The organism is Micromonospora sp. CNB394 (assembly GCF_000374985.1).
GTDB lineage: Bacteria > Actinomycetota > Actinomycetes > Mycobacteriales > Micromonosporaceae > Micromonospora > Micromonospora marina.
Window position 1 is genome coordinate 64,121 of the sequence record NZ_KB895848.1, and the last position, 25,608, is coordinate 89,728.

Here is a 25,608-nt window from a genome sequence, read left to right on the forward strand (position 1 = left end):
GCCGCCCCCTCAGCCCGACAATTCCGGCAGCCAGGATATGGCTCACCTATCGGGCAAAAAGGGCATAAGAGAAAAATGCCCTCTAGTGAGGTCAGGCGGGGGCGGTCAGACCGGCAGCGGGGCGGGCTCCGACTCCGGCAGCGAACGCGACGGCGGAACCACGAACTTGTAGCCCACCTGGCGGACGGTGCCGATCATCGACTCGTACTCCGAGCCGAGCTTGGCGCGCAGCCGCCGTACGTGCACGTCCACCGTCCGGGTGCCGCCGAAGTAGTCGTAGCCCCAGACCTCGCGCAGCAACTGGTCCCGGGTGAACACCCGCCCCGGGTGCTGGGCCAGGAACTTCAACAGCTCGAACTCCTTGTACGTGAGGTCGAGCGGGCGGCCCTTCAGCTTGGCGGCGTACGTGTCCGGGTCGATGTTCAACTCGCCCGCCCGGATCGAGCCGCCCGCGCCAGCGGTGGCGTTGCTGATCCGGCCCACCGCGAGCCGCAGCCGCGCCTCCACCTCGGCCGGCCCGGCGCCGGCCAGGATCACGTCGTCGACGCCCCAGTCGGCGTTCAACGCGATCAGCCCGGCCTCGGTGACGACCGCGACGAGCGGCACGCCGAGCCCGGTGGCGTGCAACATCCGGCAGGTGGCCCGCGCCTCGCTCAACTCGGAGCGGGCGTCCACCAGGACGGCGTCCGGAGTCGGGCCGGAGACCAGCGTGCGGACGTCGCGGGGTGCGGTGCGAACCGAGTGCGGCAGCAGGTCGAGTGCCGGCAGCACCGCCGACGGCTCGCCGGCCCGCGCGGTCACGAGCAGCAGGAGCTCCACGATCACCTCCGTCCCGGCGGCCCTTCGGCCGCGCGCGACCAGCGACACGCCCGGGTGCGGGCGGTGCTGTGAACTTGCGTGGGTCCCGGCGTCGTCGACGGGCGGGTAACGGCCTGAGCGTAACCGATGGACCGCGCGTCACCTTCGCGCGATTTACCGTTTGCCCTTTCTGCCCTCGATCGCGGCGCAGGTTTTAACGTCGACGAAACCGGGATCTCCGCCGAGCCGCCCGGGTCTGGCACGATCGGGGCGTGTTTCCCTCCACCTCGCGCGACACCGGTCGTGACCCGTGGGCCGACGAGCCGCCGACCGGCTCGTCCGCCCCCGCCCGTGGCCACCCGCCCGCCCCGCGCACCGGGCCCGCGGACGAGGAGGGCGACCGGCCGGAACGCAAGGGCCCGCGCCGGCTGCGCAAGGGCGGCCCCGGCCGGCGTCCCGACGACGAGTCCGACGAGGAGCCCGAGGAGGAGACGCCGTCGGTCCCGGTCCGCCGTCCGCTGGCGCTCACCGTCGCCGGCTTCGCCGCGCTGCTCGGCATCGGTCTGGTGCTCGGCGCGCAGACCTCGGGCCCGGGGCACCGGCTGCCGTTCGCGGCCATCATCTTCGGCGTCCAGCTGCTGTTCGTGCTGGCCTGGACGATGGCCATGCGGCCGCCCGCGCTGCTCGTCGTCGCGCTCGTCAGCGCCGCGACGGCGGTGATCGCCGACGTCGCCGCCGTGCAGTCGGACATCGCCGGCCTGGCCCCGCTCGGTTACGCCGCCGTCGCCGGGTTCCTGCTCGCCGTGCTGGGGCAGCTCGTGCGGCGGGTGGACCGGGTCCGGGTGACCGACTCGCTCGGCGGCACGCTGCTCATCGTGGTGGGTGTGGTCGCGTTCGCCACGCTCATCGTGCTCAGCCGGATCCCCAAGGGCACCCAGGCCATCACGGTCTGCCTCACCGCCGCCGGGGTGGCGTTGCTCGTCGCCCGGCTCACCGACGCGGTGGCACCGTGGCCCCGGCTCGCCCCACAGGTGCCGCGCGGCGCGGCGGGCGTGGTCGTCGGCGCCATGCTCGGCACGCTCACCAGTGCCGTGCTCGGCAGCTACCTGGTCGGTTTCACCCCGACCAGCGCCGCCCTGGTCGGGGTGGTCAGCGCGGCCACCGCCGTCCTGGCCGACCTCGCCGTGGGGTACGCCGAGGCGGGTCGCCTGATGGCCGGTGAACCGCCGACCATGTGGGTGGCCCGGCACATGCAGGGGCCGCTGGGCGGGTTCGCGCTGGCCGCGCCCGCCGCGTACGCGATGTGCGTGCTGTTCCTGTGACGCGGTTGGGGCGGATTCGCCTCGGGTAAGTACGGTTGCGCCGCGAGGCGCGGTGACGGTGGTGAGGACGGGAGGCGGCGTGGCAGAGGCGTATCCGGCGGAGGGCCGACCCCGGCGACGGGGCCGGAAGGTGCTGATCGGCTTCCTCGTCCTGCTGCTGGTGCTGGCCGGTCTGCTCGTCGTCGCCGACCGGGTCGCCGCCGGGGTGGCCGAGCGTGCCATCGCCGACCAGGTCCGGCAGGAGATCGCGAAGCAGGACGCGCAGTCCGCCGCGCCGCAGGTCGAGGTGGGCGGGTTCCCGTTCCTCACCCAGGTGCTCGACGGCCGGTACGAGCGCATCTCGATCCACCTCACCGACGTACGCGGCGACGTGCAGGGCGACGCGGTCGAGGTGCCGAAGCTCGACGTGGACGCGCGAAATGTGACCGCCTCACTGGACACGTTGCGCTCCGGCCGGGGCGACGTGGTGGCCGAGAGCGTCGACGGGCGGGGCACCGTCACCTACGAGAGCCTGGCCAAGCTGCTGGACCGGCCCGGGCTCACGCTGGGCGAGCGCAACGGCAAGCTGGCGGTCACCGCCCCGGTGGACGTCCTCGGCATCAAGCTCACCGTCAACGGCACCGCCGACGTCACGGTGGCTGGCAACAAGGTGGCGCTGCGCTTCAACGACCTCACCGCCGAGGGCCTGCCGAACGTGCCGCTGGCGCGGGCCGCGCTGACCCGGTACGCGCAGGGCATCTCGATCGACGTGCCGCTGCCGGAACTGCCGTTCCAGCTCAACCTGCGCAAGGTGGAGCCGAAGCCGGAGGGCCTGGTGGTCACGGCGGACGCGGCGAACGTGCCCATCAACTCCGCCGGCTGAAAGCCGGCCTGCCGTCAACTCCGCCGGCTGAGAGCCGGCCGGAAGGCGGGCAGCCGTCCCGGATGCTGGTCGGCCTGGTGGCAGCTGTCGCCTCGGCTGGTAATCTCCCTGCCCATGGGGACCCACCTCACCAAACGGCGCGCGGTCGACCTGTGCCGCGTGGCCACCTGCCTGTGTCGCCCCGTCATCTGACGGCGGGGCTGTCTCCGGCCGCCTGAACGGCGGTCACCCAGGGTCCACGAACCTTTCGGTTCCCCTCCTCAACGCCCGGCAGCGGCGCCGTCGCACGTACCCGTGATCCGTTCCTCGCTCAGGGTCCGCGTGTGGTGCGACAAAAATCGGCATCGATCTCCACGCGCAGGCTCACCAACCATCCTCACCAGGGAGTGATCTGATGAGTCGCGACACCGCACTCGTCTCGGCCGAGTGGGCCGAGAAGAACCTCGGCGCCACGGGCGTCGTCTTCGTCGAGGTCGACGAGGACACCTCGGCCTACGAGACCGGGCACATCGCCGGCGCCGTCAAGCTCGACTGGCGTACCGACCTCCAGGACCAGATCCGCCGGGACTTCGTCAACAAGAGCCAGTTCGAGGCGCTGCTGTCCGACCGGGGCATCGCCAACGACGACACCGTGATCCTCTACGGCGGCAACAACAACTGGTTCGCCGCGTACGCGTACTGGTACTTCAAGCTCTACGGCCACGGTGACGTGAAGCTGCTCGACGGCGGTCGCAAGAAGTGGGAGCTGGACGCCCGTCCGCTCGTCACCGACGTGGTGCAGCGGCCGAAGACGCAGTACGTCGCGCAGGAGCCGGACACCTCGATCCGGGCGTTCCGCGACGAGGTGGTCGACGCGATCGGCACCAAGAACCTGGTCGACGTGCGCAGCCCCGACGAGTACGCGGGCCGCCTGCTCGCCCCCGCCCACCTGCCGCAGGAGCAGGCGCAGCGGGCCGGCCACGTCCCGACCGCGATCAGCGTCCCGTGGTCCAAGGCGGCCAACGAGGACGGCACGTTCAAGTCCGACGACGAGCTGCGCCGGATCTACGCCGACGCCGGGCTGGACGACGGCAAGGAGACGATCGCGTACTGCCGGATCGGCGAGCGCTCCTCGCACACCTGGTTCGTGCTGCAGGAGCTGCTCGGGCACCGGAACGTGAAGAACTACGACGGCTCCTGGACCGAGTACGGATCGCTCGTCGGCGTGCCGGTGGCGCTCGGCGACGAGCCGGGGGAGGCCCGATGACCGCCGCCTCCGCCGCCTCGACCGCTGCCGCCGGCTGCGCCGCACCGGACCAGTCCGCCCCGCTCCCGGCGAGCCTGGACCTGGAGAAGGAGACCGTCATCACCGGCCGCGTGCTGGCCGAGTCCGGTGAGGTCGTGCCGGGCGCGTACGTGCGCCTGCTCGACTCGACCGGCGAGTTCACCGCCGAGGTGGTGACGTCGGCGGCCGGGCAGTTCCGGTTCTTCGCCGCGCCCGGCTCCTGGACGCTGCGCGCGCTGTCCCGCCACGGCAACGGCGACACCGCCGTGTCCGCGGCCCGCGGGATCAACGAGGTGACCGTCTCGGTCGCCGCCTGACCCACGCTGGAGATCGTGGCCCGCCGCCCACCCGGGTGGCGGGCCACGAGCCGTTCCGGCGACTGTGCGCCTTGACCACGGCTGGCAGGCTGGACCGCGGTGCGCCCCGGACGCACCGGAGGGGGATCAGGTGCCCGACGACGCCGCCGACCACGCCCGCCGCTATCTGATCGACTTCATCGACGGCAACCGGGGCGAGGAGGTCGCCCGCGAACTCCAGCGCACCGACGCCTCCGGGCGGCGCCCGTTCGACGTCTCGGTCGCCAGCCTCGACGCCGACCTGTCGTTCCTCACCAAGCGGGCCACACTCGTCACGGCCAAGCTGGTCCTCTCCCAGCCGGGCGGCGAGCACTGCTATCTGGCGCACCGGGAGATCTGCAAGAGATGCGGTGCGGACCCGGACCACTGCGGACCGGGATGCCGGTACGAGGACATCCGGATCGACCAGCTCTTCGCCGAGTGCGACGATCTGGACCGCCTAGGCGCGTATCTGCGGGACTGCGCGCCACTGCTGGAGCTGGGCCAGCTGGTCTACTTCCCGCAGACCTTCCGGCGCAGCCACCTGGAGTCGCGCGCGCCGGACGCCCAGTCCACCTCGTCGCCGTTCAACAGCGTCGGCCAGCTCGAACTGGGCGACAACCCGGACCGCACGCTCGACCTGATCGTCAAGGGACACCGGGTCGTCGACGTGCCGAGCCGGGATCCGGTGAAGGCGCGTCTGGTGACCCCGCTTCTCCAGCTCGACCTGCCGATGCTGGAGGGCACCTCGCTGCGGGACTACTGCGCCATCCTGACCCAGGAGGGCGACGCGCTCGCGGCGACCCAGGCGTACCTGCGGGGCCGGATGCTGGAGGTCGACACCGATCCGGACAAGGCGCTGGTGCAGCTCGCGAAGCTCGACGCGGAGATCCAGGAGGGGGTGCGGGCGGCGCGGGCCGAGGTCGGCCGGGTCTCCCGGCGCTCGGCCGTGCAGGCCGCCGGAGCAGCGGTGGCGACTGTCGCGGCGACGCTGGTGGCGGTCGAGGGCACGCACCTGGCGCCGGTGCTCGGCATGCTCGGCGCGGGCGGGTTCTTCTCCGCCGTGCTCGCCGCCGACCAGTACGCCGACCGTCGCGGCGAGCTACGGCAGCGCCCCTTCTACCTGCTGTGGCTGCTGTCCCGCCGGTCCGTACCGGCCTGACGGAGGCGCGGCCGGGCGGCTCGCCGGTCCGTGACACCATGGCCGGGTGACTGCCGTCGAGACCGGCTACGCCCCGCCCACCCCGCCCGGCTCGACGGGCCGACGCCGGCTGCGCTGGCTGGTGGCCGCCGCTGCCGCGTGGGCCGTGCTGCTCGCGGGTCTGACCTGGTGGTCGGTGCGCACCGACGCGCCGACGGTCAAGGAGCAGCGGTCGCTGGACCAGGCCGGGCCGGTGGTGGACCGGGCGATCGGGGAGCTGACCGCCGCGGTCGGCGCCGCGGGCGTACCGGCGCTCCTGCCGGACCGGCTGGAGCGCGGCTGCCGGATCACGCCGATGGACGACGGCGCCACGCTGGAGCGCGGCGTCGAGGTGGCGATCGGCGACGACGACGTACGCGGGGTGCTGCGCGGCATCGCCGACCGGCTGCCGCCGGGATGGCGGGCCGGCGTGTCGACGCTCGACGGCGAGCCGCTGCTGCGCGCCGACGCGGGCGAGTTCGTCACGGTCGAGGGCCGGGCCGGTGGCCCGGACCGGGTGCTGCTGACCGCCGGCACCGGCTGCCGCCCGACGGGTTCGGGCTACCGGGCACCGTCCGCCGACGCCACCACCGAGTCGGCAGCGCTGGCGTCGGCGCTGGGCCGGTGGGGCGGCGCGACCGGGCCGGTCCAGGTGCTGGCCGCGCCCTGCCCGGGCGGCGGGACCGCCCGCACCGCACGGTCCGAGGCGGTCGGGCCGGCCGATCGGTCGCTGGCCGCCGCGTTCGGCGGCGGCACCGCGCCGGTGGTGGACACGGCCGACGCGTACGCGCGCCCGGGCGACCCGGCGGTGCTGGCGCAGCGGGCCGGGGAGCGGGTCCGGGTCGCGGTGACCACGCCCTGCCCTGCCTGACGTCAGCCGCCGGGCAGGGTGAGCGCCGGCGGCGACGGCTGTTCCTCGTGCGGCTCCCGGCTGCGGCCCAGCGCGTCCACCCGGCCCCAGCGGCCCGGGATGTCGAGCAGTTCCACCCGGCCCATCCCGGGCGGCACGGCCGGGTCGATGATCAGGTGATCGCCCTGCGGTTCCAGCCCCAGGATCACCCGTAGCAGCAGCAGCGGTGTGCCGGCGGACCACGCCTGCGGGCTGCACGCGGTGGGGTACTCCACCGGGTAGTCGGTGAGGCTGCGCGCGTAGCCGGCGAACACCTCGGGCAGCCGCCCGTCGAAGTAGTGGGACGCGCTGAGCAGGGCGTCGCAGATTCGGCCCGCCTCGTGGCGGAAGCCGTACCGCCACAGGCCCCAGGCGATGATCGAGTTGTCGAACGGCCACACGGTGCCCACGTGGTAGCCGACCGGGTTGTACCGGCCCTGGTCGTCGGCGAGTGTCCGCACGCCCCACCCGGAGAACAGGCGCGGGCCGAGCAGGTGGGCGGCGACGGCGGGGGCCCGGGACTCCTCGACGATGCCGCTCCACAGCAGGTGGCCGATGTTGGAGGTGAGCGCGTCCACCTGCCGGCCCCGCGGGTCGAGTGCCAGCGCGTAGTACTCCCGGTCCGGGATCCAGAAGTCCCGGTTGAACCGTTCCTTGAGCGCCGCCGCCTCGCGTTCCAGCCGGTCGGCGTACGCCGGGTCGTTCCAGTGGATGCGGGCCATGCGGGCGCCGCGCAGCTTCGCGTCGTACGCGTACCCCTGGAGTTCGCACGTGGCCCGGGGGAACTCGGGGGTCCGCCCGTCGGCGTAGGAGATGGCGTCCGGCGAGTCCTTCCAGCACTGGTTGGGCAGGCCGGTCTCCGGGTTGCGGGACATGTACCAGACGTAGCCGGTGCCGAGCAGGTCGCCGTACGTGTCCAGCCAGGTCAGCGCCGCCCGGGTCTCGTGTTCCAGCCTGCGCACCAGCTCGGCGTCACCGGTCCACCGCTCGTACTCGTCGAGCAGGATCACGAACAGCGGCGTGGTGTCGGCCGCGCCGTAGTACGGCGAGTGCGGCTGCTCCTCGAACCCGGCGCTCTCGCCGTAGCGCAGCTCGTGCAGGATCTTGCCGGGTTCCTCGTCCCGGAAGTCGTCGACCCGGCTGCCCTGGAGGCCGGCGAGCATGACGATGGTGGGCTTGACCATCTCGGGCAGGAACGGCAGCACCTGGAGCGAGGTGAAGATGCTGTCCCGGCCGAACAGCGTCATGAACCAGGGCAGGCCGGCGGCGAGCAGCCGGACGCCGAGCGCGATCGACTCGTACCGGAGGGCGGCCAGGTCGTTGAGGCTGCGCCGGTACGCCCCGGCCAGCGGCTCGCAGTCGCAGCCCAGCTTCGGCGCGTGGCCGATCAGCTCGGTCTGCTCCGCCGCGATGTCGGCCGCCGTGCGCCGGCCGCCCAGCGGCAGGATGGCCCGGACGTCCTCGCCCCGGGCGCCGTAGATGACGGTGTCGACGTTCAGCCGGGTGGTCCACTCGCCGTGCGGGCCGACCCGGACCCGGAACGTCATCCCGCTCTCGTCGATCTCGGCCGGCGTGCTGCTGGTCACCACTGTCTCGCGGTGGAACGCCTGCCTGCGGTAGGTCAGCCGCAGCGCGTTCGGCTCCACCGTTGGCGTGGTGTGTCCCCCTTTATCCCGCTGGTTCTTGATCTCCAGGAGGTCGGCGAAGTCGGATCCGATCTCCATCCGGAGCCGGAACTCCGTCTCCTGGTCGGCGTGGTTGAGCAGGGTCAGTTCCTCGTCGAGGCTGCCGCCGATCGCGCGGCTGCGGATCACCGACACCTTCGAGTCCAGATAGTGCGTCGGCTCGCCGGGGACCAGGAAGAACCGCGTCTTGTACGACAGCGAGTCGTCGATGGAGAGCGCGTGCAGGGGTTGCCCGTCGAGGGTGAGGATCCAGGTGGAGAGGAACCGGGTGTCGAAGGAGAACAGCCCGGTGGGGAAGTCGTACGACGGCTGGATGTTGCCGCGATCGTCGCTGACCAGGAAGTTGTTGCCGTCGAGGATGCTGAACCGGTCCTTCACGCCAGCCGCCGGACGTGGTCGCGGGCGGCGTTCCGCGGGTCCCGTACGTCGGGCCGGGGCGGCAGGAACCGGCGGAACGCCAGGAACAGCACGACGTGTCCGCTGAAGGTGGCCTCGTTGCGCAGCACCGCGGCCATGCCGGCCTCGCGGCCGGTGACCAGCTTCTCGAACAGTTCGGTGGAGAGGGTCAGCACCCCGTCCGCCTGCCGTTGCTCATCCCGGCTCACCTGGGCCGATCCGGGGGCCAGCGTCACGTACCAGTGCTCGGTCCGGTTGCCGTCGGCCAGGTCGATCTTCAGCGTGCCGCCGATCGGGCTGCTCAGTACCGACGCGGCGCGCGCAGGCAGCGACGCGAAGAACTGCTGGATCGCCTCACTCACGTGCACATGGTAGGCGTAATCCGGACATGTCGGGTTGGGATCGGCGCACCGGGCAGAGTGGACAACCCGGGTGGGTTCAGTAGACCAGGGCCTGCGCGCCCTCGGTCATCGCTTCCTCGACGAAGACCGCTGCGCCCGCGATGCGTACGCCGGGGATGACCTCGTCCGGCCCGATGTCCCGCCGGGCCGCGCACTGGGTGCAGGCGGTGACCCGGCCGGTGGTCAGGACGACGTGCAGCAGTTCGCCGAGCGGCGCGGAGTGCGGCAGCTCGAACGTCGCCGCCCGCCCGGGCAGCGCGAACCAGGTGGACTCGCCGGTGAGCCAGAGCGAGACGTCCACCCCGGCCGCGGCCGCGGTGGAGGCGACGGTGAACGCCTGGGCGCAGCGTTCCGGGGAGTCCGCGCCGGCGGTGGCCTTGACGACGAGAGTGCGCGCCATGACGCCAGCATAGGATGGCCCGGATGGTTACCGAGATCGGGTTCGTCAGCCTGCTGGTCGCCGGCCTGGGCGCGCTGGCCGGTGGCCTGGGGTACGTCGCGGTCCGCATAGCTAGAGGTAAATGGTGAGCGCGAGGAGTGAGCCGGTTTTGCGAGCCCCGCAGTCGCGAACGAAGGTGGCGCTGTGAATAGTGAGAATCCGCTTCAGCCGCCGTGGTTGAACGCGCCGCCGGTCGAGGAGTACCCGTACGAGGAGAGTCACGACCTGCGCGTCGGCCCGAAGCTGCACCCGAGCCTGGACGGCCTGCTGCCGTACATCGGGGTGTGGCGTGGCCGGGGCCGGGGTGGGTTCCCGACGATCGAGGACTTCGACTACGCGCAGGAGATCCGGATCAGCCACGACGGCCGGCCGTTCCTGTTCTACGAGTCGCGGGCCTGGATCCTCGACGAGCAGAGCCGTCCGGTCCGCCCCGCCGGCCGTGAGGTGGGTTGGTGGCGTCCGGTGCTCGACGGTGAGCGGGTGACCGACGAGCTGGAGGCGCTGATGACCACGCCGACCGGCGTGATGGAGCTGCACATCGGCAAGCGCAAGGGCACCCAGATCGAGTTCGCCACCGACGCGGTCGTGCGTACCGCCACGGCGAAGGAGGTCACCGCCGGTGCCCGGCTGTTCGGCATCGTCGAGGGCGCCCTGCTCTACGCGCAGGAGATGGCCGCCGTCGGTCAGCCCTTGAGCCCGCACCTGTCCGCCCGCCTGACCCGGGTGGCCGGCTGACCCGCCTCAGTTCCCGGCGATCATGAAGTTGGCGGCGACAAGTCGGGCGCCCCGGCACCGCCAACTCCATGATCAACGGGGTGGGGGGAAGCCCAGGAGGGTCTGGATGCGCCGGGTCAAAGGGGAACTCGGGCGGGGAATGCCGTCCAGGGTCGTGACCTCCGCCGGGCCGCGCAGCGAGCTGGTCAGCCAGACGGCCTCGGCCTCGTGCAGGTCGGGCACCGTCGGCAGGTGCTCACCGGCGTCCAGGCCCAGCTCCCCGGCGCGGCTCAGGAGATGGTGGGCGGTCACGCCGGGCAGGATCCCGGTCCGGGCCGCCGGCACCGTGAGGAGACGGCCGCCGATCAGCCACACCACGTTCGCGGTGGGCCCCTCCAGCACGTAGCCGTCGGTCGAGACCCAGAGCACGTCGTCCACGCCGCTGCGCTGCGCCCACCGCCGGGCGGCGGTGCTGAGCGCGTACGAGATGGACTTCACACCGCTGGGCAGCCACAGCAGTTCCGGGCGGGACCGGGCGGCCACCCCGAGCGGCAGCGTGGCGACAGTCACCCCGTCACGCCGGGCCAGGCGGGCGGACGCGGGCACCTCGCCGAGCGTGGCGTACACCGTGGGTGGCCCGCCGCCCTCCGGTCCCCGCGTGCAGACCAGCCGCAACGCGCCCTCGGTGTGCGCGGGCCAGCCGGCGCACACCGCGTCCAGCAGCTCGACGAGCGCGGCATCAGGGGGTAGCGGCAGGTCGATCGCCGCCGCACCGGCCCGCAGCCGGGCCAGGTGGGCGTCGCGCAGCCACTGGCGGCCGTCGCGCAGGTGCAGCGTCTCGAACAGGCCGTCACCGTGCAGGACGCCCCGGTCGTCGCCGCGCAGCACCGGCTCGCCCGCCGGTACGAGCCCCCGGCCGAGCACCGCCACCCGTGTCGTACCCACTGGCGCAGCGTAGTGGCGTACCCCCGGCGGTGGGACGGCCGGCGCGGCGGCCGAACTATGATCGAAGGGTGTCCGAATCCTCCCTCGCGGAAATGCTCCGCTCGCGCGGGCTGCGGCTGACGGCGCAGCGGCAACTGGTGCTCCAGGCCGTCCTGGATCTGGGGCACGCCACCCCGGAGCAGGTGCACACAGCGGTCCGCGAGGTGGCGGCCGGAGTCAACATCACGACCATCTACCGCACGCTGGAGCTGCTGGAACGGCTCGGCCTGGTGACGCACACGCACCTGTCGCACGGTTCGCCGACCTACCACGCGGCGGGCGAGCACCAGCACGTGCACCTGGTGTGCCGGGAGTGCGGGGCGATCGACGAGATCTCCCCGGAGATGCTCCGCCCGCTCGCCGACCAGCTGGACGAGCAGCGCGGGTTCCAGGTCGACATCGGGCATGTCGCGCTCTTCGGGGTCTGCGGCCGCTGCACACAGGACGGGGAACGCACATGATCGACATCGCGGGCGCGGTGGCCACCGACGCCATCGACGACCAGACCCGGGACCAGCCGGAACCGGCCCACCGGACGGCGGGCGTCGGCCCGGTGGCCGCCCACTACGGCGACCCGATGCGCGAGCAGCGGCTCCTGGCCACCGGCGTGGGCCTGGTCGACCGCTCGCACCGGGGCGTGGTCGCGGTGCCCGGCGAGGAGCGGATCGGCTGGCTGCACACGCTCACCAGCCAGCACCTGGCCGCGCTGGCGCCCTGGCAGGGCACCGAGCTGCTGGTGCTCTCCCCGCACGGGCACGTCGAGCAGCACGCGATGGTCGCCGACGACGGCGAGACCACCTGGCTGGACACCGAGCCGGGAATGACCGAGGGCCTGCTGTCGTACCTGGAGAAGATGCGGTTCTTCAGCAAGGTCGACCCGCGCGACGCCACCGCCGACCACGCGCTGCTGTCGCTCGTCGGGCCGGAGGCACCCGGTGCGCTCGACACGCTCGGCGTCACCGGGCTGGCCGCTCCCGACGTGGCGGCGGTGCCGGGCCCGAAATTCCGTTCCGGTGAGCTGCCCGCGCGGCCCTCAGTGGTGTACGACGTCAAGCCGCTCCCGATCGGCGGCTGGGCCCGGCGGGTGGCGCTCGGCGTCGACCTGCTCGTGCCCCGGGCGGCAATGGCCGGGGTGGTGGCGGAGCTGCGCGGCGCCGGGGTGCCGGCGGCCGGGCTGTGGGCGTACGAGGCGATCCGGGTGGCCGCCAAGCGGGCCCGGGCCGGCGTGGACACCGACCACCGGACGATCCCGGCCGAGGTGGACCTGATCGCCCCGGCCGTGCACCTGGACAAGGGCTGCTACCGGGGGCAGGAGACGGTCGCCCGGGTGCACAACCTGGGCAAGCCGCCCCGCCGGCTCGTGCTGCTGCACCTGGACGGCGTGGCGAGCGACCAGCCGCCCGCCGCCGGTACGCCGGTGACGCTCGACGGCCGGACCGTCGGCTTCGTGGGCACCGCCGTGCAGCACTACGAGCTGGGTCAGGTGGCGCTGGCGGTCCTGAAGCGCAACACGCCCGACGACGCGCGCCTGCTCGTCGGCGACAGCGCCGCCGCCATTGACATGTAAGGAAGGGCCCCCTATTAACGCCTCCGGTAGAGGAAGGGCCCCTTCTTAACACCGCTTACGCCGGAAATCCTCCGGTCGACCCGGCGTCGGGCACCCGTCTAGGATCCGGGGCATGACGACAGGGACGTTGATCACGGTTGCCCCCACCGGCGCGGAGTCAGCGAAGGCGGAGGTGCCGGCGCTGCCGGTGACGCTCGACGAGCTGCTGCTGACCGCCAAGGAGTGCGAGGCGCTCGGCGCCGCCGTGATCCACGTCCACATCCGCGACGACGACGCGCGGCCCACGCTCGACAAGGGGCGGCTGCGCGACACCGTGGCGGCGCTGCGGGAGAGCACCGACCTGATCGTGCAGCTCTCCTCCGGCGGCGCGGTGACCGACCCGGAGTCCGCCCGGCTCGCGGTGCTCGACGCCGGGCCGGACATGGCCTCCTGCACCATGGGCACCGTCAACTTCGGCGACGACGTGTTCCTCAACCGGTGGGAGTTCATCGTCGACCTGCACACCCGGATGCAGGAGCGGGGCGTCGTCGCCGAGTACGAGATCTTCGATTTGGGCCACCTCACCGCCCTGCAGCGGCTGCTCGGCAAGTACGGCCCGCCGCACGGCGGGCACGTGCACGTCGACTTCGTGATGGGGGTGCCGGGCGGCATGCCGGGCACCACGGCGACGCTCGTGGCGGCCCAGCAGATGCTGCGCGACCTGCCCGAGGGCACCACGTTCTCGGCCACCGGCATCGGGCGCAGCACCATCCCGGTGATGCTGGCCTCGCTGTCGACCGGCGGCCACCTGCGTGTCGGCATGGAGGACACTGTCACGTACGCCAAGGGACGCCCGGTGGAGTCCAACATGCAGCTCGTCGCGCGGGCGGTCGGCTTCGCCCAGCTCGCTCAGCGGCCTCCGCTGACCACTGCCGAGGCCCGTACGCTGCTCGGCCTCCCGGCCGCCGCCCGGTAAGCGGCACACCCGGCGGCGACCCCGTACCGGTACGTCCGCCGTCGCAGGTCACCCCGCCGCCTGTCGGGTCCGTCCCCTCGGTACGGTCCATACCGTGGGAAAAACGTACGAGGGCGGCGTGCCGCTCGCCGAGGTGGTCCGGTCCGGATTCGTGGAGGGCGTCCACCGGGGTTCCGTGGTGGTGCTCGACGCCGCCGGCGAGCCGGTCGCCGGGGCCGGCGACGTCACCTCGCCGATCTTCCCCCGCTCGTCCAGCAAGCCGATGCAGGCGGTCGGCATGCTCCGGGCCGGACTGCCGCTCACCGGTCCGGCCGACGTGGCGCTCGTCGCGGCGAGCCACGCGGGTGAGGAGTTCCACGTCGAGCGGGTCACAGCGCTGCTGCGCGACGCCGGCCTGACCGAGGAGGCGTTGCACTGCCCGCCGGACCTGCCGTTCGGCGAGGCCGCCCGGGAGGCGGTGCTGCGGGCCGGCGGCGGTCCGGCCCGGGTGCTGATGAACTGCTCCGGCAAGCACGCCGGCATGCTGCGTACCTGCCTGGCCGCGGGCTGGCCGCTGGACGGCTACTGGCGCCCGGAGCACCCGCTCCAGCAGCACCTGACCGCCACGATCGAGGAGGTCACCGGGGAGCGGGCAGCGGCGGTCGGCGTCGACGGTTGCGGCGCACCGGTGCTCGCGGTCTCGCTGACCGGGTTGGCGCGGGCGTTCCTGCGGCTGGTCGGTGCCGAGCCGGGCAGCGTAGAGCGGACGGTGGCGGACGCGATGCGGGCGTACCCGGAACTGGTCGGCGGCACCCAGGCGGAGGACACCCGGCTGATGCGCGGCGTACCCGGCCTGCTCGCCAAGATCGGCGCGGAGGGCGTGATCGCGGCGGCGGTCCCGGAGGTCGGCGCCGTGGCCCTGAAGATCGATGACGGTGCGGCGAGAGCCCGCACGCCCGTCCTGGTGTCCGCCCTGGCTCGCCTGAACGTGCGCGCCCCCGTGCTCACCGAGTACGCCGAGTCGCCCCTGCTCGGCGGCGGCCTTCCGGTGGGCGCCATCCGCCCCGCCTGGTGACCCCGCACCCCGCCCACCCGATCTCGGTGAGAGGGCGAGAAGGTCAGGGCAGGAAAGGCAGGAGGGCGGCGTTCGTCTCGGTGGGGCGCTCCAGGGGGAGCAGGTGGGCGGCATCGGGGACGTCTTGCATGCGTACACCGTTCGGGGCCTCGTCGGCGATGCGGTCGGACAGGCGGCGGATGTCGGCCAGGTCGTCGGCACCGGTGCCGACGAGCACCGGTACGCGCAGCTCGCCCAGCCGGTCGATGGCCGGCGGGTCCAGCTCGCCCACCTCGATCACGCTCAGCGCCTGCTCGGCGGCGAGCGCCCGGCGGTCCATCTCCTCGGCGAACCGGATCAGCTCCGGGTCGACGTCCTCCGGGCTCCGGGTCGGGCCGACGACCCAGAACCGCACCTCCCCGGCGGCGGTGGCGGCGAAGTCCTCCGGGTCCACGTCGCCGACCAGTTCGTCCCAGAGCTGCTCGGTCTCCTCGGACCACTCGGTGCCGGAGACCGGAGCGCCGAAGAGCGCCAGCGCCGAGACCCGCTCCGGGTGGGCGAGCGCGGTGTCCACCGCGACCCGGCCGCCGAACGAGCAGCCGACGAGCGCGGCCCGCTCGATGCCCAGCGCGTCGAGCAGCCCGATCACGTCGTCGTGGTGGGCGAACGGCGCGGGCGGCAGCTCCGACTCGCCGTAGCCGCGCAGGTCCAGGGCGAGCACCCGGTGTCGCTGCGCGAGCGCCGGGATCTGCCCGCGCCACATCCGCCGGTCGGCGATGCCGGCGTGCAGCAGCACCACGGCGGTTCCGGTGCCGCTCTCGTCGTACGCGAGCTGGGCACCGTTGATATCGATCTTGGTCACGGGGGAGAACGGTACGGACCGGGACACGGGGTCCGCAACCCACCTCCAGTGACCCTGCTAACTCTGGCTAGCGATTTGCTTGCAGGAGTTAGCAGGCCGGGTTAGCGTTGAGGCATGGCCACCAGCAAGGACCTTCCCGATGTCGGCGGGTTCATTCGCGACCTGCGGCGCAACGCGAAGATCTCACTGCGCCAGCTCGCCGAGCAGGCGGGCGTCAGCAATCCCTACCTGAGCCAGATCGAGCGCGGACTGCGCAAGCCGAGCGCCGAGGTGCTGCAGCAGCTCGCCAGCGCGCTGCGGGTCTCCACCCCGGCGATGTACCTGCGTGCCGGGCTGCTGGACGACAAGGAGGGGCAGGGCGTGCTCGCGGCGATCGCCGTCGACCCCGAGCTGACCATGGCCCAGAAGCAGTCGCTCACCCAGATCTACGAGACGTTCCGGCGCGAGAACGCCCGCCTGGCCGAGGCGACCGAGGCGGCCACCACGACCGAGGCGGCCACCGCGACCGGGCCGGCCACCACGACCGGGACGGCCACCGCGCCGGAGGCCCCGGCGACGGTGGCGGCGGCCGCGACCGGTCCCGTCACGCCGGAGGGCACGCCGACCGAGGCGGTCCTCGAATCGGTGGCCGTCACCGAAGCGGGCGCCGCGCCCGCTCCGACCACCGCCGCCCCTGAGCAGACGGCCGCCCGCCGGGCGGCCCGGAAGGCCGCCGGTGCGGCCGAGGAGGAGCAGTCATGACCACCCAGCCGAAGACCAACCGCATCCCCGCACCCCTCTACGCCGCCGCCGGCGCCGGTGAGCTGGCCCTGGAGCAGCTGCGCAAGCTGCCGACAGTGGTCAGCGGTCTCGGCACCCGGGTCGTCGCCGACCTCGGCGGCAAGGCCGTCGTCACCGGCTTCGAACTGCGCCAGAAGGCCACCGAGACGCTGAAGACCGCCAACCAGACCGCCACCGGGCTGCGCGAGCGGGCCGTCACCACCGACCTCGACCAGCTGCGCGAGGCGGCCAACCTGGAGAAGCTGCGCGAGGCGGCCAACCTGGACAAGCTGCGGGACGCCGCCGCCCTGGACAAGCTCCGCGAGGCCGCCACCCGCAACGCCGCCGTCGTGGTGGCCGGCGCGCACGCCGCCCAGGAGCGCGCGCTGGCCGCGTACGCCGAGCTGGTCGCCCGCGGTGAGCGCGTCGTCGGTGCCGGGGTGCTGGAGGCCGCCGACACGGTGAACGCCGACATCGAGGCCACCGAGGCCACCGGCACCGAGGTCGCCACGAAGACCGAGACCGCCCCGAAGCCGGAGACCACGCCGAAGGCCGCCGCGACGACCGAGGCGCCCACCCCGGCCGAGGTGGCCGAGGCGGTGGCCGCCAAGCCGGCCGCGGTGAAGCGCACCCGCGCCACCAAGGCGACCGCGACCAAGGCCGCCACGAAGACGACCGCCGCCGAGCCGGCCACCCCGTCGGCGAAGCTGCCGAGAACCACGAAGCGGACCCGCCCGGCCGCCGAGTGACCCGAAGCTCCACCCGGACCCCGGACAACGTCTTGTCGGACGTTTCCGGGGTCTCGGCATAAGCTTGCCCCCATGGCCATCGCCGCGCCGATCTTCGCGTTCGCAGTCCAAGATGTGATCCAGCTGATCCTGCTCGTCTTCGCCCTGGTCGTACAGGGAGTGGCGCTGGTGCACGCGGTCACCCAGCGCGGCGACGGGTTCGCCGCGCTCGGCACGCTGCCCAAGGGCGGCTGGGTCGCCATCCTGGCGGTCTGCCTGCTGCTGACCCTGCTCGGCTTCGGCCCGATCAGCCTGTTCGGACTGATCGGCATCGCGGCCGGTCTCATCTACCTGCTCGACGTGCGGCCCGGCCTGCGGGACCTGCACGACGGCCGAGGGTCCTGGTGAGAGGTTTCCGCTGGCCCCCGCCGCCGGACGGCGGTCCCCGCACCTGGGGGCCCGGCCCCGGCGCGCCCCGGACCGGGCGTCCCGCACTCCCCGAGCCGGAGACGGAGCTGGTCGCCACCCCACACGGGGTGAGCCTGGAACGGCTGGTCACCGGCACCGGTGACCCGGTCACCGTGTTCGCGCACGGGCTCGGCAGCGGCATCGCCACCACCCGTCCGTTCGGCAGTGGCATCGCTGGGCGGCGCGTCTTCTTCCAGTTCCGCGGGCACGGCCGCTCCGACTCCCCGCCCGGGCCGTGGAGCTACCTGGACCTCGCCCGTGACCTGCGCGCGATGGCGGACCTGAGCGGCGCGACCCGGGCGTTCGGCGCCAGCCTCGGCGCGGGTGCGCTCTGCCGGCTGCTCGCGGAGAGCCCGGAACGCTTCGGGAGACTCGTCTTCTTCCTGCCCGCCGTGCTGGACGAGCCGCGTGGTGAGGCGGCCCGCGCCCGGCTCACCGGCCTGCTCGACGCGGTGGCCGAGGGCGACGCGTCGGCGCTGGCCGACGCGGTGTCGCTGGAGCTGCCGCCGTCGGTGCGTAACACCCCAGCCGGGTGGGCGTACCTGCGGCAGCGACTCGACCAGTTGCTACGCGACGGGCTCGCGCCGGGACTGGCCGACCTGCCCGCCCAGGCTCCGCTCGACGACGCCGGGTCGCTCGCCGCGGTCGCCGCGCCGGCCCTGGTCATCGCCGCCGCCGAGGACGACCTGCACCCGGTCGCCGTCGCCGAACGGCTCGCCGCCGCGCTCCCGAACGCCACCCTGCACGTGTACGACCGTCCCGGCGTGCTCTGGACCGAGCGCGCCGACCTGCGGGAGCGCGTCTCGGAGTTCCTGAACGGGTAACGTCGCGGTCCATGGGCGTCACACACCACGGCCGTACGCACCGGCTCGACCTCGCCGACCCGACCCTGCGCGAGTGGACGTGCCGGGTGCTGGCGGCCGACCCCGAGCGGGGCGTCGTGCTGGACCGGTCCGCGTTCTACCCCGGCGGCGGCGGGCAGCCGCCGGATCACGGCGTGCTGCTCTGGCAGGGCGTACAGACCCGGATCGTCGGCACCCGCAAGGGCGACGACCTCTGGCTGATCCCGGCCGAGGGTGACCCGGTGCCGCCGGTCGGCACCGAGGTGGTCGGCGCGGTCGAGGACGCCCGCCGGAGCATGCTGATGCGTACCCACTCCGGGCTGCACGTGCTCTGCGGCGTGGTGTTCCGCGACTTCGGCGCGCTGGTGACCGGCGGCAACATGGAGCCGGGCGAGGCGCGGATGGACTTCAACCTCCCCGAGGTGCCGCCGGACTTCAAAGCCCGCATCGAGGAGCTGGTGAACGCCGAGGTGGCCGCCGACCGGTCGGTGGCCGTACGGGTGCTGCCGCGCGCCGAGGCGCTCGCCCTGCCGGACATCATCCGTACCCAGTCGAACCTGATCCCGCCGGAGGAGCAGGAGGTGCGGATCGTCGACATCGTCGGGCTGGACGTGCAGGCCGACGGCGGCACGCACGTCGCCTCCACCGCCCAGATCGGCAAGGTCCAGGTGGTCAAGGTGGAGAGCAAGGGCCGGGCCAACCGCCGGGTACGCGTGCGCCTGGCGGACTGAGTCAGCCGGGCGCGCGCCGGGACCGCAGCGCGCGTGCCTTCTGCCGGTTGCCGCAGCGCTCCATGGCGCACCAGCGGCGCTGCCCCGGCCGCGAGGTGTCCACGAAGACCAGTTGGCAGTCGTGCGCGCCGCACTCCCGGATCCGGGCCGCGTACGGGCCGGTGAGCAGGTCCACCGCGTCCCGGGCGAACGTCGCGACCACCTGAGCGCCGGTCAGCGGCGTACGCCAGGACCGGCTGCCGTCCGGACCGGCCTGCGGGCTCAGCGGCAGCCCGGCCGCCGCGTCGTTCACCACCGCCAGGTCCGCGGCGGGCGGGGCCTCGTCACGGGTACGCGCCTGCGCCACCCGCCAGAGCGCGTCGCGCAGTCGACGGGCGGCGGCCAGGTCGTCCGCGTCGACGGTGACGGCGGCGGGGTCGAGCCGCAGCCGGGACGCGGCCAGCCAGTCCGCCAGGTCGTCCGGGCGGTGCAGCACCTCGTAGCGGGCGAACGCCCCCGGGCCGCCGGTGGTCAGCAGCTCCAGGCAGAGTGCGCCCGGGTCGAAGCGGTATCTCGTGCCTTCGGGAGTGATCAGGGTGAGACCGCTTGCGCCGTTCGTCACGTAACCACTATAACTGGTTACACCAGCTGACCACGGAGGACGTATGGCGCGGGACTGGAAACTCGTCATCGACTGTGCCGACCCGATCGGGCTGGCCCGCTTCTGGGCCGAGGCGCTCGGCTACCAGGTCGAGGACAACAGCGTGCTGATCGAGCGGCTGGCCGCCGCCGGTGCGGTGCCGCCAGAGGCGTACGTCGAGGTGGACGGCCGCAAGGCGTGGCGCCAGCTGGCGGCGGTACGCCACCCGGACGACCCGGTCGACCCGGCCAGCGGCACCGGGCTGGGCCGGCGGTTCCTGTTCCAGGCCGTCCCCGAGCCCAAGCGGGGGAAGAACCGCCTCCACGTCGACCTGCACGTCGGCCCGGAGGGGCGGGCGGCGGAGGTGAAGCGGCTGACCGCGCTCGGCGCGACGGTGCTGGCCGAGGTCGCCGACCGGGGCAGCGAGCACACCACGATGGCCGACCCGGAGGGCAACGAGTTCGACGTGCAGTGATCGTTCAGCGCGGCAGGTGAGCCGCCCGGACGGCGAGCAGCCAGCGTTCCACTGTTTCCTCGTCCGGGCGTTCCGGCAGCGGCGAGCGGATGCGGCCGAACTCCGCCTCGGCGGTCGCCACCAGGGCCTGCGCCTCGTCCAGCGCGCCACCGGCGACCCGTTCGCCGAACGCGCGGAACCACTCCGGGTCGGCGAGACGGATCTCCAGCACGCCCGTCGCATAGAGCACCCGGCCCTGGTGCAGCAGCCGGGCCAGGTGCCGGGCGTGCTTCGCCGAGCGCCGTCGCCCGCCGCTGTCCGCCGGAGCGGTGGCGAGCTTGCGGAACTGCTGTGAGGCGTACCCGAGGTAGGCGTCGCGGACCCGGGGCGCGCTGAGGAAGGCCGACCGGATGGTGATCAACTCCGCGCCGAACCCGGTCCGGGTCTCGTAGCAGTCCTCGGGCAGCCACATCAGCTCGGTGGCGGTCGGGTTGCCACTCAGCGCCAGCAGCGCGTACTTGCGCGCCTCGTGCAGCGTGACGTCCGGCTCGGTCGTCACGACCGACTCGCGGGGCGGGCGCAGGCCGTGGAACGCGACTGTGGGCGCGGCGAACACGCCGATCCGGTCGGTGTCCGAGCCGGGACCGGCCAGCCCGTACGCGACCGAGCCGACGACCCCGGACAATAGCAGGTGCATACCGGTGATGATCGCCCATCCGGGTCCTCCGGGAAACCGGACTTCCGCTGTCAGGTATCGGTGACACGGTGATCCCATGAACTCACCACTGACCGGAACTGTCGCGCTCGTCGCGGGCGCGACCCGGGGCGCCGGCCGGCAGATCGCCGTGCAGCTCGGCGCCGCCGGGGCCACCGTCTACGCCACCGGCCGCACCACCCGCGAGCGCCGCTCCGAGATGGGCCGGCCGGAGACCATCGAGGAGACCGCCGAGCTGGTCACCGCCGCCGGGGGCACCGGAATCGCCGTCGCTGTCGACCACCTGGACCCCGAGCAGGTACGCGCCCTGGTCGAGCGGATCGACGCCGAGCAGGGCCGCCTCGACGTGCTGGTGAACGACGTCTGGGGCGGCGATCCGCTGATCACCTGGGAGAAGCCGGTCTGGGAGCAGCCGCTCGACGCCGGTTTCCGCATGCTGCGTCTCGCGGTCGACACGCACATCATCACCAGCCACTTCGCGTTGCCGCTGATGATCCGCAACCCGGGCGGCCTGGTCGTCGAGGTCGGCGACGGCACCAAGGAGCACAACGACCGGGAGTACCGCCTGTCGGTCTTCTACGACCTGGCCAAGGTGTCGGTGAACCGGCTCGGCTTCAGCCAGGCGCACGAGCTGGCCCCGCACGGCTGCACCGCTGTCTCGCTCACGCCCGGGTGGCTGCGCTCGGAGGCGATGCTCGACCACTACGGCGTCACCGAGGCCACCTGGCGCGACGCCGCGAAGACCGAGCCGCACTTCGTCATGTCGGAGACGCCGGCGCTCGTCGGGCGCGCGGTGGCAGCCCTGGCCGCCGACCCGGACCGGGCCCGCTGGAACGGGCAGTCGCTGGACAGCGGCGGCCTGGCCCAGGTGTACGGCTTCACCGACGTCGACGGCAGCCGCCCGCACTGGGCCCGCTACTACGAGGAGGTGGTCAAGCCGGGCAAGCCGGCCGACCCCGACGGCTACCGCTGACCCGACGGCGGATCGGTGTAGAGCGCCGCCGCGCGGCGGGCCGCCTCGGCGAAACGCGCCCGCAGTTGCGGCGGCGCCAGCACCTCCACCTCCGGGCCGAGCGCCAGCAACTGGCTGTACGCGACGTCCACCGACTCGACCGGCAGCCGCAGCACCAGCCGGCCCTGCTCGTCCGGCGGCCCGGCCGCGTCCACCGCCTCGGTGTAGACGAACGGCGCGTCCACCAGGTGCCGCAGCGCCCGCAACCCGGCCGGGCCGAGCCGCACGGTGACCCGCTTCCGCAGCAGCTCGCGCAGGAACGCGCCCGCCTGCTCCCGCCAGTACGCCCCGAGGTCGAAGTCCTCGTCCCGGTCGAAGCCGTCGGCACCCACCTCGACCGCTGTCACCCGGTCCACCCGGTACGTCCGCCAGGCGTCGCCGACCCGGCCGACGAGGTACCAGACCCCGTTCTTCAGCACCAGGCCGTACGGTGCCAGCGTGCGGGTCACCTCGCGGTCCCCGCGCCGGTAGCGCAACTCGACCATCCGGTCCCGCCAGACCGCCCGGGCCAGCTCGGCGAGGGCCGGCGGCGGCGCGGTCTCCCGGAACCAGCCGGGCACGTCCAGGTGGAACCGCTGCCCGGTACGCGCGGGCGCGTCCCGCAGACTCGGCGGCAGCGCGGCGAGCACCTTCAGTTCGGCGGCGGCCACCGAGTCGGCCAGTCCCATGTCACCGGCCGGTCCGGGCAGCCCGGCCAGGAACAGCGCCTCGGCCTCGTCCCGGCTCAACCCGGTCAGCCGGGTCCGGTAGCCGCCGAGCAGCCGGTAGCCGCCGGCCCGGCCCCGGTCCGCGTACACCGGGACACCTGCGGCGGAGAGCGCCAGCACGTCCCGGTAGACGGTCCGCTCGGACACCTCCAGCTCGCGGGCCAGCTCGGCGGCGGTCATCGTCTCCCGGGACTGGAGCAGCAGCACAAGCGAGATCAGCCGGGACGCACGCACCCCCCCATTGTGTAAGGAAGGGCCCCTTGTTAACGCATACGGATTGGAGGGGGCCCCTCCTAACAGGCCGGGTTCGTGCGCGAGCCCACTAGGCTGTGCCGTCGTGAACGCCTCCCGTACCGTCGCGCCCGTCACCGGCGCGGCCACCCGCTTCCTCGGCGGCGCCGGGCTGCTGCTGCGCGGCTTCGGCATGTACGTCCGCAGCCCGAAACTGATGCTGCTCGGCGTGATCCCGGCGCTGATCACCGGCGCGCTCTACGTGGCGCTGTTCGCCACGCTGATCTACTTCGTGGACGACCTGGCGGGGTGGCTCACCCCGTTCGCCGACGACTGGTCGTCGCCCTGGCGCAACCTGCTGCGGGTCGCCGCCGGGCTCGCCGTGGTCGGGGTCGCCGGGCTGGTAGGGGTGCTCACGTTCACCGCCGTCACGCTGGTCATCGGTGACCCGTTCTACGAGGCGATCTCCGAGCGGGTCGAGGACAGGCTCGGCGGCACCCCGGGCGCGGTGGACGTGCCGTTCTGGTCCTCGCTGCGGCGCAGCCTCGCCGACTCGCTGCGCCTGGTGGCGCTGTCCGCGCTGATCGGCGTACCCCTGTTCGCGGCCGGTTTCATCCCGGTGGTGGGACAGACGGTCGTGCCGGTGGTCGGCGCTCTGGTGGGTGGCTGGTTCCTGGCGCTGGAGCTGGTCGGTGCACCGTTCTACCGGCGGGGGATGCGGCTGCCGGACCGGCGGGCGCGGCTGCGGGCCGACCGGCCGGCGGCGCTCGGCTTCGGGGTGGCGGTCTTCCTGTGCTTCCTGATCCCGCTCGGCGCGGTGCTGGTCATGCCGGCCGCCGTCGCCGGGGCCGCGCTGCTGGCCCGCCGTTCGCTGGGCCAGCCGATCGAGGAGAACTGAGATGGACACCGTCCTGGTCGAGGGGGACATCACCGCGCAGCAGGTCGACGCGATAGTCAACGCCGCCAACTCGTCGCTGCTCGGCGGCGGCGGAGTGGACGGCGCGATCCACCGGCGCGGCGGCCCGGCGATCCTGGAGGAGTGCCGGGCGCTGCGCGCCTCCCGGTACGGGCGCGGGCTGCCCACCGGCCAGGCCGTCGCCACCACCGCCGGCAACCTGCCCGCGCGCTGGGTGGTGCACACCGTCGGGCCGGTCTTCTCGCCAGGAGAGGACCGTTCGGCGTTGCTGCGCGACTGCTACGCCAACAGCCTGCGCGCCGCCGACGGGCTGGGCGCGACACGGATCGCGTTCCCGCTGATCTCCGCCGGGATCTACGGCTGGCCGGTCGAGGACGCGGTGGCCCAGGCGATCACCGTGCTGCACGCGGCCACCCCGGAGCACGTCACCGAGGCGCGGCTGGTGCTGTTCGGCGCCGACACGTACGCGACAGCGGTGCGGGTGGCCGCCGGGCTCAGCTGAGCGTGCGCCGGCACGACCACTGGCTGTCCACCGGCCGGTAGCCGAGCCGCTCGTTGACCGCCAGCATCGGGGCGTTCACCTCGTGGTTCGAGGTGTACGCGGTGCGTGCCCCGCGCGCCGCCGCACGGTGAAGTGCGGCCTGCTTGGTCAGGCGGGCCAGCCCTCGCCCCCGGTACGCGGGCAGCGTGCCGGTGAAGTCCGACCACATCCGGTCGCCGTCCCGCTGGACCAGGCTGAGCGCGGCCAGTTCCCCGTCCACCTCGGCGAGTGTGCTCGCCTCCCGGTCCAGCCCCGGGTTGTCCCAGCACTCGTACCGCCACAGGTCGAAGCCGAGCGCATCAGTCGGCACGTCCCCCGGTTCGTCCCGGGACGCCTCGGCGTCGACCCGGTGCACCAGGCGCGGGTCGAGCCCGGCGGCGGGCACCAGCCGTACGCCCGGCGGCACCTGCGGCACCGGCGGGGGCGTGCTCAGGTCCAGCGCCGAGTAGCGCACCTCCCGGCTGGGCGTGAAGCCGTGCCGCTGCGCGAACGGCAGCGACTCGGTATGCGCGTAGGTGAGCACCTCGGTGGACCCCAGCGTCCGCAGGTGCCCGAGCGCGGCGTCGAACAGCGCCGTGCCGGTGCCCCGACGGCGATGCGCCGGGTGTACGTGCAGCAGGGAGATCGCCCCCACGCCGGGAGTCGAGGTCTGCGTGTTGCGGTACGCCGACGCCCAGCCCACCACCTCGCCGTCCGCCTCGGCGACCCAACCGGCCCAGTCCTCGCCGGGCGGTGGTTCGGTGATCATGCGGCGGGTCGATTCGACGCCGCGCACCATGTACGGGTAGACGCGCGCGCGCAACGCCACCACGGCGGGCGCGTCGTCGGGGCGGGCAGGACGGATCTCGGCTCCACTCATCCGGCGGACCCTAGCCCCGTCGCCGCCCCGCCGCGACCGGTTAGACCGCCCGGCAAGTTGTTATTGAGGGGTAGGGCAAATGTGCCGTGGTTATTCTGCGGCGTAGCGGACTTCGGGCTTGCCGAAGAAGGCTTTCACCGTGGCTGGCTGGTTCTGCCGGCGGCGTAGGTGCCGGCTGGCTGCGGTGGCCAGATCTGTAGGGCTGGCCGGGCGGGCTTGTGCGACATGGTGTTTGACGTCGTGGTTGAGCAGTTCCACGGGGTTGAGTTCAGGGGCGTAGCCGGGCAGGAAGTGCATCTCGATGTCGTCGGTGCGCTCGGTGAGCCAGTCGCGGATCATG

General features: G+C 73.3%; 33 protein-coding genes. 22 read left to right on the top strand and 11 right to left on the bottom strand.

All coding sequences use genetic code 11. The features are described from left to right. Positions 1–105: 105 nt before the first annotated feature. A complete protein-coding gene (locus C569_RS0122410) occupies positions 106–825 on the bottom strand; it encodes a response regulator transcription factor (RefSeq protein ID WP_196806757.1) in 720 nt (239 codons plus the stop codon). A 245-nt stretch (positions 826–1,070) separates the two neighbouring features. Here C569_RS0122410 and C569_RS0122415 point away from each other — a divergent pair, with 245 nt between their 5' ends. From C569_RS0122415 to C569_RS0122440, 7 genes are all read left to right on the top strand, one after another. Next, positions 1,071–2,120, top strand: a complete 1,050-nt coding sequence (locus C569_RS0122415; protein WP_018787992.1) for a hypothetical protein — start codon at positions 1,071–1,073, stop codon at positions 2,118–2,120. A 79-nt stretch (positions 2,121–2,199) separates the two neighbouring features. Beyond that, positions 2,200–2,982 carry a DUF2993 domain-containing protein gene (locus C569_RS0122420; protein ID WP_026268509.1) on the top strand — a complete coding sequence of 261 codons (783 nt, stop codon included), beginning with the start codon at positions 2,200–2,202 and terminating at the stop codon, positions 2,980–2,982. A 114-nt stretch (positions 2,983–3,096) separates the two neighbouring features. Next, complete coding sequence (locus C569_RS35110) at positions 3,097–3,174, top strand: Ms5788A family Cys-rich leader peptide (protein WP_310503780.1); 78 nt, start codon at positions 3,097–3,099, stop codon at positions 3,172–3,174. A gap of 202 nt (positions 3,175–3,376) precedes the next feature. Next, complete coding sequence (locus C569_RS0122425) at positions 3,377–4,228, top strand: sulfurtransferase (protein WP_018787994.1); 852 nt, start codon at positions 3,377–3,379, stop codon at positions 4,226–4,228. Continuing rightward, a complete protein-coding gene (locus C569_RS0122430) occupies positions 4,225–4,563 on the top strand; it encodes a DUF1416 domain-containing protein (RefSeq protein WP_013288819.1) in 339 nt (112 codons plus the stop codon). Before C569_RS0122425 ends, C569_RS0122430 begins: the two co-directional genes overlap by 4 nt. Positions 4,564–4,693: 130 nt before the next feature. Next, positions 4,694–5,743 carry a hypothetical protein gene (locus C569_RS0122435; RefSeq protein WP_018787995.1) on the top strand — a complete coding sequence of 350 codons (1,050 nt, stop codon included), beginning with the start codon at positions 4,694–4,696 and terminating at the stop codon, positions 5,741–5,743. Between the two features lie 46 nt (positions 5,744–5,789). Next, on the top strand, positions 5,790–6,632 hold the full coding sequence (locus tag C569_RS0122440) for a hypothetical protein (protein WP_018787996.1): 843 nt from the start codon (positions 5,790–5,792) through the stop codon (positions 6,630–6,632). Positions 6,633–6,634: 2 nt separating this feature from the next. Here the strand turns inward: C569_RS0122440 and C569_RS0122445 are convergent, their stop codons facing one another. From C569_RS0122445 to C569_RS0122455, 3 genes are all read right to left on the bottom strand, one after another. Continuing rightward, a complete protein-coding gene (locus C569_RS0122445; RefSeq protein WP_018787997.1) occupies positions 6,635–8,713 on the bottom strand; it encodes a glycogen debranching N-terminal domain-containing protein in 2,079 nt (692 codons plus the stop codon). Continuing rightward, entirely contained in the window at positions 8,710–9,099 is a 390-nt protein-coding gene (locus tag C569_RS0122450; protein WP_018787998.1) for an SCP2 sterol-binding domain-containing protein, read from the bottom strand. The genes C569_RS0122445 and C569_RS0122450 overlap by 4 nt, the downstream gene beginning before the upstream one ends. A 70-nt stretch (positions 9,100–9,169) precedes the next feature. Continuing rightward, entirely contained in the window at positions 9,170–9,532 is a 363-nt protein-coding gene (locus C569_RS0122455; RefSeq protein WP_018787999.1) for a DsrE family protein, read from the bottom strand. A 23-nt stretch (positions 9,533–9,555) separates the two neighbouring features. Here C569_RS0122455 and mtfM point away from each other — a divergent pair, with 23 nt between their 5' ends. Beyond that, complete coding sequence (gene mtfM / locus C569_RS34900) at positions 9,556–9,660, top strand: small membrane protein MtfM (protein ID WP_026268510.1); 105 nt, start codon at positions 9,556–9,558, stop codon at positions 9,658–9,660. A gap of 55 nt (positions 9,661–9,715) precedes the next feature. Next, entirely contained in the window at positions 9,716–10,306 is a 591-nt protein-coding gene (locus C569_RS0122465) for an FABP family protein (RefSeq protein ID WP_026268511.1), read from the top strand. Positions 10,307–10,378: 72 nt separating this feature from the next. On the opposite strand, the gene C569_RS0122470 is transcribed toward C569_RS0122465, so the two are convergent. After that, on the bottom strand, positions 10,379–11,230 hold the full coding sequence (locus C569_RS0122470; RefSeq protein WP_026268512.1) for an aminotransferase class IV: 852 nt from the start codon (positions 11,228–11,230) through the stop codon (positions 10,379–10,381). Positions 11,231–11,322: 92 nt separating this feature from the next. On the opposite strand from C569_RS0122470, the gene C569_RS0122475 reads away from it, so the two are divergent. From C569_RS0122475 to C569_RS0122490, 4 genes are all read left to right on the top strand, one after another. Further along, entirely contained in the window at positions 11,323–11,730 is a 408-nt protein-coding gene (locus C569_RS0122475; protein ID WP_018788003.1) for a Fur family transcriptional regulator, read from the top strand. After that, positions 11,727–12,836, top strand: coding sequence for a folate-binding protein YgfZ (locus C569_RS0122480; RefSeq protein ID WP_018788004.1), 1,110 nt, complete (start codon positions 11,727–11,729; stop codon positions 12,834–12,836). The genes C569_RS0122475 and C569_RS0122480 overlap by 4 nt, the downstream gene beginning before the upstream one ends. A 112-nt stretch (positions 12,837–12,948) precedes the next feature. Beyond that, on the top strand, positions 12,949–13,791 hold the full coding sequence (locus C569_RS0122485) for a 3-keto-5-aminohexanoate cleavage protein (RefSeq protein ID WP_026268514.1): 843 nt from the start codon (positions 12,949–12,951) through the stop codon (positions 13,789–13,791). Positions 13,792–13,885: 94 nt separating this feature from the next. Continuing rightward, positions 13,886–14,845: an asparaginase gene (locus C569_RS0122490; protein WP_026268515.1), complete on the top strand. Its 960-nt coding sequence runs from the start codon at positions 13,886–13,888 to the stop codon at positions 14,843–14,845. A 43-nt stretch (positions 14,846–14,888) separates the two neighbouring features. On the opposite strand, the gene C569_RS0122495 is transcribed toward C569_RS0122490, so the two are convergent. Continuing rightward, positions 14,889–15,686, bottom strand: coding sequence for an alpha/beta fold hydrolase (locus C569_RS0122495; RefSeq protein ID WP_026268516.1), 798 nt, complete (start codon positions 15,684–15,686; stop codon positions 14,889–14,891). Positions 15,687–15,800: 114 nt separating this feature from the next. Here C569_RS0122495 and C569_RS0122500 point away from each other — a divergent pair, with 114 nt between their 5' ends. The 5 genes from C569_RS0122500 to C569_RS0122520 all read left to right on the top strand — a co-directional run bounded on the left by C569_RS0122500 (position 15,801) and on the right by C569_RS0122520 (position 19,214). Then, positions 15,801–16,427 (top strand): helix-turn-helix domain-containing protein, encoded by a 627-nt coding sequence (locus tag C569_RS0122500; protein WP_018788008.1) that lies wholly within the window; start codon positions 15,801–15,803, stop codon positions 16,425–16,427. Continuing rightward, on the top strand, positions 16,424–17,194 hold the full coding sequence (locus tag C569_RS0122505; protein ID WP_018788009.1) for a hypothetical protein: 771 nt from the start codon (positions 16,424–16,426) through the stop codon (positions 17,192–17,194). The genes C569_RS0122500 and C569_RS0122505 overlap by 4 nt, the downstream gene beginning before the upstream one ends. A 72-nt stretch (positions 17,195–17,266) precedes the next feature. Continuing rightward, the gene (locus C569_RS0122510) at positions 17,267–17,581 is read left to right on the top strand and encodes a DUF2516 family protein (RefSeq protein ID WP_013288803.1); all 315 of its coding nucleotides are present in this window, start codon (positions 17,267–17,269) and stop codon (positions 17,579–17,581) included. Next, positions 17,578–18,465 carry an alpha/beta fold hydrolase gene (locus tag C569_RS0122515; RefSeq protein WP_026268517.1) on the top strand — a complete coding sequence of 296 codons (888 nt, stop codon included), beginning with the start codon at positions 17,578–17,580 and terminating at the stop codon, positions 18,463–18,465. The genes C569_RS0122510 and C569_RS0122515 overlap by 4 nt, the downstream gene beginning before the upstream one ends. An 11-nt stretch (positions 18,466–18,476) precedes the next feature. After that, positions 18,477–19,214 (top strand): alanyl-tRNA editing protein, encoded by a 738-nt coding sequence (locus C569_RS0122520; RefSeq protein ID WP_018788011.1) that lies wholly within the window; start codon positions 18,477–18,479, stop codon positions 19,212–19,214. Between the two features lies 1 nt (position 19,215). Here the strand turns inward: C569_RS0122520 and C569_RS0122525 are convergent, their stop codons facing one another. Further along, the gene (locus tag C569_RS0122525; RefSeq protein ID WP_018788012.1) at positions 19,216–19,815 is read right to left on the bottom strand and encodes an ABATE domain-containing protein; all 600 of its coding nucleotides are present in this window, start codon (positions 19,813–19,815) and stop codon (positions 19,216–19,218) included. 43 nt (positions 19,816–19,858) lie between these two features. Here C569_RS0122525 and C569_RS0122530 point away from each other — a divergent pair, with 43 nt between their 5' ends. Further along, complete coding sequence (locus C569_RS0122530) at positions 19,859–20,308, top strand: VOC family protein (protein ID WP_018788013.1); 450 nt, start codon at positions 19,859–19,861, stop codon at positions 20,306–20,308. Between the two features lie 4 nt (positions 20,309–20,312). On the opposite strand, the gene C569_RS0122535 is transcribed toward C569_RS0122530, so the two are convergent. Next, positions 20,313–20,984: a DNA polymerase beta superfamily protein gene (locus C569_RS0122535; protein ID WP_018788014.1), complete on the bottom strand. Its 672-nt coding sequence runs from the start codon at positions 20,982–20,984 to the stop codon at positions 20,313–20,315. 76 nt (positions 20,985–21,060) lie between these two features. Between C569_RS0122535 and C569_RS0122540 the strand changes: the two genes are divergently transcribed. Beyond that, positions 21,061–21,975 (top strand): SDR family oxidoreductase, encoded by a 915-nt coding sequence (locus C569_RS0122540; RefSeq protein WP_018788015.1) that lies wholly within the window; start codon positions 21,061–21,063, stop codon positions 21,973–21,975. Here C569_RS0122540 and C569_RS0122545 read toward each other — a convergent pair. After that, positions 21,966–22,955 carry a YafY family protein gene (locus C569_RS0122545; RefSeq protein WP_018788016.1) on the bottom strand — a complete coding sequence of 330 codons (990 nt, stop codon included), beginning with the start codon at positions 22,953–22,955 and terminating at the stop codon, positions 21,966–21,968. The two genes, C569_RS0122540 and C569_RS0122545, sit on opposite strands and share 10 nt — an antisense overlap. Before the next feature lie 103 nt (positions 22,956–23,058). Here C569_RS0122545 and C569_RS0122550 point away from each other — a divergent pair, with 103 nt between their 5' ends. Both C569_RS0122550 and C569_RS0122555 read left to right on the top strand, forming a co-directional pair. Further along, positions 23,059–23,850, top strand: a complete 792-nt coding sequence (locus C569_RS0122550; protein WP_018788017.1) for an EI24 domain-containing protein — start codon at positions 23,059–23,061, stop codon at positions 23,848–23,850. A gap of 1 nt (position 23,851) precedes the next feature. Continuing rightward, the gene (locus C569_RS0122555; RefSeq protein WP_018788018.1) at positions 23,852–24,370 is read left to right on the top strand and encodes an O-acetyl-ADP-ribose deacetylase; all 519 of its coding nucleotides are present in this window, start codon (positions 23,852–23,854) and stop codon (positions 24,368–24,370) included. On the opposite strand, the gene C569_RS0122560 is transcribed toward C569_RS0122555, so the two are convergent. Next, positions 24,363–25,268 (bottom strand): GNAT family N-acetyltransferase, encoded by a 906-nt coding sequence (locus C569_RS0122560; RefSeq protein WP_036346585.1) that lies wholly within the window; start codon positions 25,266–25,268, stop codon positions 24,363–24,365. The genes C569_RS0122555 and C569_RS0122560 overlap by 8 nt on opposite strands. A 90-nt stretch (positions 25,269–25,358) precedes the next feature. After that, positions 25,359–25,608 (bottom strand): transposase (locus C569_RS0122565; RefSeq protein WP_018788020.1); only part of this gene is annotated, 250 nt, incomplete at its 5' end.